General features: G+C 67.9%; 10 protein-coding genes. 2 read left to right on the top strand and 8 right to left on the bottom strand.

The genetic code is table 11. From position 1 onward, the window contains the following. Positions 1–81 precede the first annotated feature (81 nt). From dnaG to GA0116996_RS02755, 4 genes are all read right to left on the bottom strand, one after another. Positions 82–1,893 (bottom strand): DNA primase, encoded by a 1,812-nt coding sequence (gene dnaG, locus GA0116996_RS02770; protein ID WP_092307068.1) that lies wholly within the window; start codon positions 1,891–1,893, stop codon positions 82–84. Between the two features lie 199 nt (positions 1,894–2,092). Further along, entirely contained in the window at positions 2,093–2,542 is a 450-nt protein-coding gene (locus GA0116996_RS02765; protein ID WP_012353469.1) for a GatB/YqeY domain-containing protein, read from the bottom strand. Positions 2,543–2,668: 126 nt separating this feature from the next. Then, on the bottom strand, positions 2,669–2,881 hold the full coding sequence (gene rpsU / locus GA0116996_RS02760) for a 30S ribosomal protein S21 (protein ID WP_012353470.1): 213 nt from the start codon (positions 2,879–2,881) through the stop codon (positions 2,669–2,671). Positions 2,882–3,015: 134 nt separating this feature from the next. Then, positions 3,016–4,275 carry a BaiN/RdsA family NAD(P)/FAD-dependent oxidoreductase gene (locus tag GA0116996_RS02755; RefSeq protein WP_092307066.1) on the bottom strand — a complete coding sequence of 420 codons (1,260 nt, stop codon included), beginning with the start codon at positions 4,273–4,275 and terminating at the stop codon, positions 3,016–3,018. A 156-nt stretch (positions 4,276–4,431) separates the two neighbouring features. Here GA0116996_RS02755 and tsaD point away from each other — a divergent pair, with 156 nt between their 5' ends. After that, entirely contained in the window at positions 4,432–5,466 is a 1,035-nt protein-coding gene (gene tsaD / locus GA0116996_RS02750) for a tRNA (adenosine(37)-N6)-threonylcarbamoyltransferase complex transferase subunit TsaD (protein WP_092307064.1), read from the top strand. A 74-nt stretch (positions 5,467–5,540) separates the two neighbouring features. Here the strand turns inward: tsaD and folE2 are convergent, their stop codons facing one another. From folE2 to GA0116996_RS02730, 4 genes are all read right to left on the bottom strand, one after another. Beyond that, positions 5,541–6,344 (bottom strand): GTP cyclohydrolase FolE2, encoded by an 804-nt coding sequence (folE2, locus tag GA0116996_RS02745; protein ID WP_092307062.1) that lies wholly within the window; start codon positions 6,342–6,344, stop codon positions 5,541–5,543. Positions 6,345–6,553: 209 nt separating this feature from the next. Beyond that, positions 6,554–8,470, bottom strand: a complete 1,917-nt coding sequence (gene dxs / locus GA0116996_RS02740) for a 1-deoxy-D-xylulose-5-phosphate synthase (RefSeq protein ID WP_092307061.1) — start codon at positions 8,468–8,470, stop codon at positions 6,554–6,556. A gap of 24 nt (positions 8,471–8,494) precedes the next feature. After that, entirely contained in the window at positions 8,495–9,379 is an 885-nt protein-coding gene (locus tag GA0116996_RS02735) for a polyprenyl synthetase family protein (RefSeq protein WP_092307059.1), read from the bottom strand. Further along, positions 9,376–9,690 carry an exodeoxyribonuclease VII small subunit gene (locus tag GA0116996_RS02730; RefSeq protein ID WP_092307057.1) on the bottom strand — a complete coding sequence of 105 codons (315 nt, stop codon included), beginning with the start codon at positions 9,688–9,690 and terminating at the stop codon, positions 9,376–9,378. The genes GA0116996_RS02735 and GA0116996_RS02730 overlap by 4 nt, the downstream gene beginning before the upstream one ends. Before the next feature lie 377 nt (positions 9,691–10,067). Between GA0116996_RS02730 and GA0116996_RS02725 the strand changes: the two genes are divergently transcribed. Further along, positions 10,068–11,171 (top strand): aromatic ring-hydroxylating oxygenase subunit alpha, encoded by a 1,104-nt coding sequence (locus GA0116996_RS02725; protein WP_092307055.1) that lies wholly within the window; start codon positions 10,068–10,070, stop codon positions 11,169–11,171. The last annotated feature ends 52 nt before the right edge of the window (positions 11,172–11,223 follow it).

Below are 11,223 nucleotides of genomic sequence, written 5' to 3'. Positions count from 1 at the left end.
GCCGGGCCCGGTCCCTGATCCACTGCCTGTCCAACGCTTGCTGCCGCCTCCCTGTTGAAGGCCAGGGCGCCCGCCGGCGCCTCAGCCCAGTTGGCGCCGCCGGTGGATCTCACCCACCAGCCAGCGCATGCGCTGCTTGGCCGCCTCGTCGGCGGTGCCGGCGACCACTTCCGCCTGCAGGCTGTCGAGTTCGCGCCGCAGCGGCTCGGCCAGCAGCTTGGTGATGGCCGCATCGAATTCCTGTGTTGCAGGTGCCTCTTCAATCTCTTCGCGCAATACCGCCGTGCGCGCCGCGGCATAGACCTCGGCATAAGGGGTCTGGGCCAGATGCTCGCTGAAGGCCGCGAAATTCACCTCGCCCTGGACGCCATCGCACGCGCTGACCAGGTGCGCCAGCACTTCGCTGTCGCCGCCCTCGCCTTCCAGCAGCAACGCGCGCGCGTCCTCGTCGAGCCGCGCCGACAGCGCCGGGTAGCACATCAGCAACTGGATCACCCGCTGCTCCAGCCCGGTCGGGGCCTGGCGGCGCGCGCGCGGGCGCGGCTGGGCGAAGCGCCCGACCCGGGCCGGGTCGCTGCGCAGGCCGCAGATCGCCTCGATCTCCGCGGGTGTCGTACCGGTGGCATCGGCAAGTTCGCGCACGATCTGTAGCCGCAGCCCACCCGCCGGCATCGCCTGCAGTAGCGGCTTGGCCTCGTACTGGGCGCGGGCACGGCCCTCGGGCTGGCGCAGGTCCAGTTCCTCGGTGACCGACTGCAGCAGGAAGCGCGACAGCGGCATGGCATTGCGCACCTGCGCGGCAAAGGCCTCGGTGCCCTCCTCGCGCACATAGCTGTCGGGGTCGTGCTCGGCCGGCAGGAACAGGAAGCGGATGGTCTTGTTGTCGGCCACGTGCGGCAGGCAGGCTTCGAGCGCCCGCCTGGCAGCGCGCCGGCCTGCCGAATCGCCGTCGAACGAGAACACCACCGCGTCGGTCTGCCGTAGCAGCTTCTGCACGTGCACGGGGGTGCACGCCGTGCCCAAGGTGGCGACGGCATTGGCAAAACCGAGCTGGGCCAGTGCCACGACGTCCATATAACCTTCGACCACCAGCACATAGCCGGTTTCCCGGATCGCATGGCGGGCCTCGAACAAGCCATACAGTTCGGTGCCCTTGCTGAACAGCGGGGTCTCGGGGGAATTCAGGTACTTGGGCTCGCCCTGCCCCATGACGCGGCCGCCGAAGCCGATCACTGCGCCCTTGGTGTTGCGGATCGGGAACATGATGCGGTCGCGGAAGCGGTCGTAGCGCCGCGGCTTGCCATCCGCATCGCGCTTGTCGCTTTCGATCAGCAGGCCGGCCTCGACCAGCGGCGCGGCCACGTTGTCGTCGCGATAGCTGCCGAACACCGCCTCCAGCCCCTGCCAGTCGTCCGGCGCATAGCCAAGGCCGAACTGGCCGGCGATCTCGCCGGTCAGCCCTCGCCCCTTGAGGTACTGAATCGCCTGCGGGGCACCGCGCAGCTGGCGGCGGTAGAAATCGGTGGCGCGGGTCATGGCGTCGGACAGCGCCACCGAGCGCGCCTGTTGCTCGGCGCGCTGGCCGGGAGGCAGGCGGTCGCGCTCTTCGGGCACGGTCATGCCGACCGACTGGGCCAGTTCGCGCACCGCCTCCGGGTAGGACTGGCCGGAAAACTCCATCAGGAAGCCGATGGCCGAGCCATGCGCGCCGCAGCCGAAGCAGTGATAGAACTGCTTGGTCGGCGACACCGTGAAAGAGGGGGATTTCTCGTTATGGAACGGGCACAGTCCCATGAAATTGGCGCCGCCCTTCTTCAGCTGCACATACTTGCCCACCACATCGACAATGTCGACACGGTTGAGCAGGTCCTGAATAAAGGATTGCGGAATCACCGACTGACCGTCCTGAGGCTTGGCCGTCCCGCGGCGGGCGGCCCTTTTTGGAATGCGTGACCGGTGCGGCGCCCGGCTGCTATCGGAATATTGTAGTGCAGCACGGAACGACTGCCCGGATTGCTTCACATCTGCGCGCAATTCCCGTGATTCCCACGGATCTTGCGCGCATCGCGCTTACAACCGATTAAATCAGCATTTACTTTGGTGCAAGCGCGGCCTTGACCAGGGCCGATACGGCGGTCATGTCGGCACGGCCGGCCAGCTTGCCCTTGAGCACGCCCATGACCTTGCCCATGTCCTGCGGGCCGGCCGCGCCGGTGGCGGCCACGGCCTGCTGCACTTCGGCTGCCACTTCCTCATCCGACAGCGCGGCGGGCATGTAGACCTTCAGCACCTCGACCTCGGCCAGCTCCTTGTCGGCGAGGTCGTTGCGGCCGGCCTGCTGGAACTGCGCGATCGAGTCCTTGCGCTGCTTGATCAGCTTTTCGACCACCGCCAGCACGGCGGTATCGTCCAGTTCGACGCGCTCGTCGACTTCGCGCTGCTTGATCGCGGCCAGCAGCAAGCGGATGGTGCCAAGGCGCTCCGTTTCGCGGGCGCGCATGGCGGTCTTCATGTCTTCGCTGATACGGGCTTTGAGGGACATCGTGATCTTCCAGAAAGTGGGCGGGCACTTACACATGGCGGCGAATACCGCCGCCTGCAAGGCCCACAACGCAAAAACCCGCCGAGCATACGCCACAGCGGGTCAGGGGCAAGCGCGAAGCCGGCGTCAGTACAGCTTCTTCGGCAGCATCTGACTGCGGATACGCTTGTAATGGCGCTTCTCTGCCGCAGCCTTCTTGCGCTTGCGCGCGGCGGTGGGTTTTTCGTAAAACTCGCGGGCCCGCAGTTCCGGGAGCAGGCCGTTCTTCTCGATGGTGCGCTTGAAACGGCGCAGGGCAACTTCAAAAGGCTCGTTTTCCTTGAGGCGGATCGTAGTCATTTGGCCGGAAAATGTAAGTATTTTCGGGATGGCGGCGTTACGAAGTTCTGGATTGTAGCACCAACAATCCGGCGCGGAAGTGGCGTGCAACCGGCGTGCCGCATGCGACTCATGCGGCACGTACAAGCTTCAACTCAGGCTGCCGCCTGCCCCGCCCGGGCCTGCCGTGCCGCCTCGGCCGTGGCCTGCCCGGCCGCCACCGCGGAGGCCCAGGCCCACTGGAAGTTGTAGCCGCCCAGCCAGCCGGTCACGTCGACCACCTCGCCGATGAAATACAGGCCCGGCACCTCGCGCGCCATCATGGTGGCCGATGACAGTGCCCGGGTATCGACCCCGCCCAGCGTGACCTCGGCCTTGCGGTAGCCCTCGGTGCCGGACGGCACGATGCGCCAGTCGTTGAGCGCGGCGCCGAGCTTGCGCAGCGCCTTGTCGGTCACGTCATGCAGCGGCATCGTCGCCGCGACGCCCGCGGCTGCGCACCACGCCTCGGCCAGCCGCGACGGCAGCCGTTGCGCCAGCAGGTTGCCCAGGTGCTTGCGGCTGCCGGCTTTCTGCTCGAGCAGCCAGGCGGCGGCGTCCTCGCCATCGAACAGGTCTATGGCGACCGGCGTGCCGGGATGCCAGTAGCTGGAGATCTGCAGCACCGCCGGGCCCGACAGGCCGCGGTGCGTCCACAGCAGGTCCTCGCGGAACGCGCCCGCGGCCTTGCCGCTGCCGGTGGCGATATCGACTTCGAGCGAGACTCCCGCCAGCGGCACGAACGGCGCCCAGTCCTTGCCGTCGAAGGTCAGCGGCACCAGCGCCGGCCGGGTCTCGACGATGCCCAGCCCGAACTGGCGGGCAATGCGGTAGCCGAAGTCGGTGGCGCCGATCTTGGGGATCGACAGGCCGCCGGTGGCCACCACCAGCGCCCCGGCCCGCACCGTGCCGGCGGCGGTGAGCAGCAGGAAGTCATCGCCCTCGCGCCGGATTTCCGCGACCGTGCAGCCGGTCTGCCAGCGCACCTGCCCGGCGTCGCATTCGGCGCGCAGCATCGCGATCACGTCTTCGGCGCTGTCGTTGCAGAACAGCTGGCCGCGGTGCTTCTCGTGCCAGTCGATGCCATGGCGGCGCATCAGCGCAAGGAAATCCTGCGGCGTGTAGCGGGCCAGCGCCGAGCGGCAGAAGTGCGGATTGGACGACAGGTAATTGGCGGGCCCGGCCTGCAGGTTGGTGAAATTGCAGCGGCCGCCGCCCGAGATGCGGATCTTCTCGGCGAGCCGGGTGGCATGGTCGATCAGCACCACGCGCGCGCCGTTCTGCCCCGCTACCGCGGCGCACATCATGCCCGCGGCGCCGGCGCCCAGTACCGCCACGTCATACCGGCCGGTCCGGGCCTGGGCTGCCTCGCTCATTGCACGCCTCGCGAATCCATGTGTCTTGCCACCGCCTGAGAAAGGGCAGATTGTAGCGAAAAGCGCGCAGCGCGCCGCTGTGCTACCCTGCGCGCTTCCCGCAAACCCTTATTCCGACGGCTGTTTCCCCTGACCGGAAACGGCGTCATGCCTCTCATGCTTGTCCTCGGCATCGAATCTTCCTGCGACGAAACCGGCCTCGCCCTCTATGACACCGGCGCCGGCCTGCTCGCGCACGCGCTGCACTCGCAGATCGCCATGCACCGCGACTACGGCGGCGTGGTCCCCGAGCTGGCCTCGCGCGACCATATCCGCCGCGTGCTGCCGCTGCTGGAGCAGGTGCTGGCCGACGCCGGCCGCGGCCGCCAGGACATCGACGCCATTGCCTTCACCCAGGGCCCCGGGCTGGCCGGCGCGCTGCTGGTCGGCGCCTCGGTGGCCAATGCGCTGGGCTTCGCGCTGAACGTGCCGATGGTGGGCGTGCATCACCTGGAAGGGCACCTGCTGTCGCCGCTGCTGACGGGCGAGCCGCCGCCATTCCCGTTCGTGGCGCTGCTGGTGTCCGGCGGGCATACGCAGCTGATGGAAGTGCGCGGCATCGGCGACTACGCGCTGCTCGGCGAAACCCTGGACGATGCCGCCGGCGAAGCGTTCGACAAGACCGCCAAGCTGCTGGGCCTGGGCTATCCGGGCGGGCCGGAAGTGTCGCGCCTGGCCGAGTTCGGCATGCCCGGCGCGTTCGAGCTGCCGCGGCCGATGCTGCATTCGGGCAACCTGGATTTCTCCTTCGCCGGCCTGAAGACCGCAGTGCTGACGCAAACCCGCAAGCTGGCCAATACCTGCGAGCAGGACCGCGCCAACCTCGCGCGCGCCTTCGTCGATGCGATCGTCGACGTGCTGGCGGCCAAGTCGATGGCGGCGCTCAAGCAAACCGGCCACAAGCGGCTGGTGGTGGCCGGCGGCGTCGGCGCCAACCGGCAACTGCGCGAACGGCTGGACCAGCTCGGCAGGCAGCGCAAGCTGGAGGTCTACTACCCTGACCTGGCGTTCTGCACCGACAACGGCGCGATGATCGCGTTTGCGGGCGCGATGCGCTTGCAGGCCGCGCCGGAGCTGGCGCGGCGTGAATACGGTTATGGCGTGACGCCGCGCTGGGATCTGGCGGATATCCGCTTGCCCTCGGCTGCCTGACCGTCGACATACCCAGGCGCCCCAAGAAAAAGCCACCGCATGCGGTGGCTTTTTCTTTGGCAGCGACAACCCGATCAACCGACGCGCTTGTCCCGCTCGATCACCGCATACGCGCTGTGGTTGTGGATCGACTCGAAGTTCTCCGCCTCCAGCACATAGGCCACGATGCGCTCGTCGGCATTCAGCCGCATGGCGATGTCGCGCACCAGGTCCTCGACGAACTTGGGGTTCTCGTAGGCACGCTCGGTGACGAACTTTTCGTCGGGCCGCTTGAGCAGCCCCCACAGCTCGCACGACGCCTCTTCCTCGGCCATGCGCACCAGCGCTTCCACCGGCAGCTCGCCGGCCAGCTCGACGTTCATGGTGATATGCGAGCGCTGGTTGTGCGCGCCGTACTGCGAGATCTTCTTCGAGCACGGGCACAGGCTGGTCACCGGCACCAGCGCCTTCAGGAACACCCGCGTGGCGCCATTGCGCACCTCGCCGGTCAGCGTGACCTCGTAGTCCAGCAGCGACTCCACGCCCGACACCGGCGCGATCTTGCTGATGAAGTACGGGAACGTGACCTCGATGCGGCCGGCGTCGGCTTCGAGCTTCTCCAGCATCTTGTCCAGCATCAGCCGGAAGCTGGCCAGCTCCAGCGGCGCGCGCTCTTCTTCCAGCAGCGCGACGAAGCGCGACATATGCGTGCCCTTCTGCTCGGCGGGCAGATGCACGTCGAGGTTGAAGGTGCCGACGGTCGGCACGATGCCGGCCGGGGTCTTCAGGGTCACGGGATAGCGCACGCCCTTCACGCCGACACGCTGGATCGGAATCTGGCGGGTGTCGGGGCTCGACTGGACGTCGGGCATGATGAAGGCGGGGTTGATGTCATTCATCTACGGTTTCCTCCAGGGTTGCGCAGGCAAGCGCAAGCCCTTACGGTCGCGGCATTTTCGCAGTCCCTCCATGCCGCGCAACGAGTGTGAAACCACGGGACCCGGCACTGGCGTGCCGACCCGCAGCTGCGAACACAAAAAACGGAGTGTAAGGGAATTCGGACGCACTCGTGGCGCGGCGGCCCGAATCCCCCCGGGATGGCAGGTGATCAGGCCACGCGCGAGGCGACCGTCACCTGGGCCTGGTCGAGCCCGAAACGCTCGCGCACCGAGCGCTCGATGCCGGCCGCGTCGAGGCCGCATTGCTGCAGCAGGAAGGCCGGGTCGCCATGGTCGACGAAGCGGTCGGGCAGGCCCAGCGTCAGCACCGGCTTGTCGATGCCGGCCTCGGCCAGCGCCTCCAGCACGGCGCTGCCGGCACCGCCCATCACGCTGCCCTCTTCCACCGTCACCAGGTAGTCGTGGTCGGCGGCCAGGCGCCGGACCAGCGCCACGTCGAGCGGCTTGACGAAGCGCATGTCGGCCACGGTGGCGTCCAGTGCCTCGGCCGCGCCCAGCGCCGGCTGCACCATCGAGCCGAATGCCAGCAAGCCCACGCGGTGCCCGGCGCGCGCCCCGCCGTCGCGGCGCACCACGCCCTTGCCCACCGGCACCGGCGCCAGGTCGGCGGCAATCGCCGCGCCCGGGCCGGAGCCGCGCGGATAGCGCACCGCGGTCGGGCAGTCCTGCTGAAATGCCGTGGTCAGCAGCTGGCGGCATTCGTTCTCGTCGGACGGCGTCATCACCATCATGTTGGGGATGCAGCGCAGGTAGGCGATATCGTAGGCGCCCGCATGCGTGGCGCCATCGGCGCCGACCAGGCCGGCGCGGTCCAGCGCGAACACCACCGGCAGGTTCTGCAGCGCCACGTCGTGGATCAGCTGGTCGTAGCCGCGCTGCAGGAAGGTCGAGTAGATCGCCACCACCGGCTTCAGGCCCTCGCATGCCAGGCCGCCGGCGAAGGTCACCGCATGCTGCTCGGCGATGCCGACGTCGTAGTAGCGCTCCGGGAAGCGCTTCTCGAACTCGACCATGCCCGAGCCCTCGCGCATCGCCGGGGTGATGCCGACCAGGCGCTTGTCGGCCGCGGCCATGTCGCACAGCCAGTCGCCGAACACCTGGGTGTAGGTCTTGCGCGCGGGCTTGGCGGCCGGGCGGATGCCTTCGGCCGGATTGAACTTGCCCGGACCGTGGTAGAGGATCGGGTCGGCCTCGGCCAGCTTGTAGCCCTGGCCCTTCTTGGTGACCACGTGCAGGAACTGCGGGCCGCCGCCCTCGAGCGCGCGCTCGCGGATGTTCTGCAACGTCGGCACCAGCGAATTCAGGTCGTGGCCGTCGATCGGGCCGATGTAGTTGAAGCCGAATTCCTCGAACAGCGTGGCCGGCACCATCATGCCCTTGGCATGTTCCTCGAAGCGCTTGGCGAACTCCAGCACCGGCGGCGCCACCGACAGCACCTTCTCGATGCCCTTCTTGGTGGCGGCGTAGAACTGGCCGCTCAGCAGCCGTGCCAGGTGGCGGTTGAGCGCGCCCACCGGCGGCGAGATCGACATGTCGTTGTCGTTGAGCACCACCACCAGCGGCAGGTTCTTGTAGACGCCGGCGTTGTTGAGCGCCTCGAAGGCCATGCCCGCGGTCATCGCGCCGTCGCCGATCACCGCCACCGAGACGCGCTTTTGGCCCAGCGTGCGCGCGCCCAGCGCCATGCCCAGCGCGGCCGAGATCGAGGTCGACGAGTGCGCGGTGCCGAAGGTGTCGTATTCGCTCTCGCTGCGGCGCGGGAAACCTGAGATGCCGCCCCACTGGCGCAGCGTGCGCATGCGTTCGCGGCGCCCGGTCAGGATCTTGTGCGGATAGCTCTGGTGGCCCACGTCCCACACCAGCCGGTCGTCCGGAGTGTTGAAGACATAGTGCAGCGCGATGGTCAGTTCGACCGTGCCCAGGTTGGACGACAGGTGGCCGCCGGTCTGCGAGACCGACTCCAGCACATAGGCGCGCAGTTCGTCGGCCAGGGTCTGGAGCTCGCGCCGGTCGAGCTTGCGCAGGTCCGCGGGGGCGTCAATCTTGTTGAGGAGTGCGTAGGTCATGATGTCCGTTCGGCCGGCTCTAGTTTAATGCGTGCGCAGCACGATCAGGTCCGCCAGGTCGCGCAGGCGCGCGGCGCGCTCGCCGAAGCCGGCCAGCGCCTCGTAGGCCTCGGCGCGCAGCGACCCGGCCAGTTCGCGGGCCGCGTCCAGCCCCAGCAGCGACACATAGGTCGGCTTGTCGTGGGCGGCGTCCTTGCCGGCGGTCTTGCCCAGCGTCGCGGTATCGGCGGTGACGTCCAGAATATCGTCTACGACCTGGAACGCCAATCCCACCGCCGCCGCGTAGCGGTCCAGCGCGGCCAGGCCCTGGGCATCGATCTCGCCACACAGCGCACCCATGCGCACGCTGGCGCGCAGCAGCGCGCCGGTCTTCATGCGGTGCATGGCCTCGAGCGCGTCGCGCGTCATGGCGCGGCCCACGTTCTGCAGGTCGATCGCCTGGCCGCCGGCCATGCCGGCCGAGCCCGAGGCCCGCGCCAGCTCCGCCACCAGCTGCAGCCGCACCGCCGGCGCGATCGGCCCGGCCTCCGCCAGCACGATGAAGGCCTGGGTCTGCAGCGCATCGCCGACCAGCAGCGCGGTGGCCTCGTCATAGGCCTTGTGCACGGTCGGCCGGCCGCGGCGCAGGTCGTCGTCGTCCATGCACGGCATGTCGTCGTGGACCAGCGAATAGGCGTGGATCATCTCCACCGCGCAGGCGGCCGCGTCGCAGGCGGCCGGGGCCGCGCCGCTGACTTCGCCGGCGGCATGGACCAGCAGCGGGCGCACGCGCTTGCCGCCGCCCAGCGCAGCATAGCGCATCGCTTCGTGCAGCGTATGCGGCACCGTGCCGGCGTCGGGCAGCGCGGCCTGCAGGGCGGCCTCGGTGCGCACGCCCTGCGCCTGCATCCATTGTGCGAAGTCGCTCATGCCTCGTCCGTCCCCTGTGACCCATTGCCGCCATTGGTCCCGTTGGCCTCGCCCGCCAGCGGCCTGAGCGCGTCGCCCTCCAGTACCCGCACCTGCTGCTCGACCCGCTCCAGCTTCTGCTGGCAGTAGCGCACCAGCTCGGCGCCGCGGCGGTACGCCGCCAGCGAGGCCTCGAGCGGCAGCTCGCCGCTCTCCATGCTGGCCACCAGCGTCTCCAGTTCGGCCATCGCCGCTTCGTAGGAAGCGGGCGGCACCGAGGCGGCGTCGGCGGTATTGTCGGTCTGGACCGGAGCGGTCATCGTTTTTGGCATATCAGGCCCTGGAATCTGGAACCGGGGGAAACCCGGAAGGGGGAAGCCCGGATTTTACGCCAAAGCGCGGCCCTGCCCCCATCTTGCAGGGGGATACCGTGCCCCGATCGGGTGCTTCCGAGGCGGAAGTGACTTGTGCGCTCGGGTCGTCTTTCCGAATGCGCCCGCTACGGCACCCCGATGACGACCCGGGTCGACTTTTTCGCTAAAAAGGCAAAAAAATCAGTCCCTTAACTTTTCGGGTCGGGTACAATCTTTCGTTCGCCGCCAGGGGTCGCGAGAGCGTCCACACCGGGCGGCAGTGTTTCCCAAATCGATTCCATTTTCGATGGTTGGGTTGTTCACTGCTTTCACCTGTTCATCTGGGAGTGGGGATAATGTCCAATCTCAGCACCGCGCTCAACCTGGCGCCGGCTGATTCGCAACTGCCCGTCGGCGTCTACTTCGACGAAGCGCTGCATCAACAAGAACTCGAACTGCTGTTCCGGAATGGCCCGGGCTATGTCGGCCACGAACTGATGGTCCCGGAAACCGGCGACTACCACACGCTCAAGGCCGAGGACGAAGGACGCATGCTGGTGCGCAACGCCGCCGGCGTCGAGCTGATGTCCAACGTCTGCCGCCATCGCCAGGCCATCATGCTGAACGGCCGCGGCAACAAGCAGAACATCGTCTGCCCCCTGCACCGCTGGACCTACGACCTCAAGGGCGAACTGCTCGGCGCGCCGCATTTCGACAAGCAGCCCTGCCTGCACCTGAAGCGCTCGCCGCTGCAGAACTGGAACGGCCTGCTGTTCGAGGGCCCGCGCGACGTGCGCGCCGACCTGGCGCGGCTGGGGGTGGCGCAGGACCTGAACTTCGACGGCTACATGCTCGACCACGTCGAGGTGCACGAGTGCGACTACAACTGGAAGACCTTCATCGAGGTCTACCTCGAGGACTACCACGTGGTGCCGTTCCACCCGGGGCTGGGCAGCTTCGTCTCGTGCGACGACCTCAAGTGGGAGTTCGGCGAATGGCACAGCGTGCAGACCGTGGGCCTGCACGCCGGCCTGAAGCGCCCCGGCAGCGCGACGTACCAGAAATGGCACGACGCGGTGCTGCGCTTCAACAACGGCGTGCTGCCCAAGCACGGCGCGATCTGGCTCACCTACTACCCCAACATCATGGTGGAGTGGTACCCGAACGTGCTGGTGATCTCGACGCTGCACCCGATCGGCCCGCGCAAGACCCGCAATGTGGTGGAGTTCTACTACCCCGAGGAAATCGCGCTGTTCGAGCGCGAGTTCGTCGAGGCCGAGCGCGCCGCCTACATGGAAACCTGCATCGAGGACGACGAAATCGCCGAACGCATGGATGCCGGCCGGCTGGCGCTGCTCAAGCGCGGCACCAGCGAGGTCGGCCCGTACCAGTCGCCGATGGAAGACGGCATGCAGCACTTCCATGAGTGGTACCGCCGCGCCATGGCCTACGCCGGCTAGTGCGATCAGCGCACAAATCACTGCATCGCGCAACCTGCAACGGACCGCCACG

Source organism: Cupriavidus alkaliphilus (assembly GCF_900094595.1).
GTDB lineage: Bacteria > Pseudomonadota > Gammaproteobacteria > Burkholderiales > Burkholderiaceae > Cupriavidus > Cupriavidus alkaliphilus.
The sequence above is the reverse complement of the archived record's forward strand: the minus strand, read 5'-3'. Positions and strand labels throughout refer to the sequence as shown.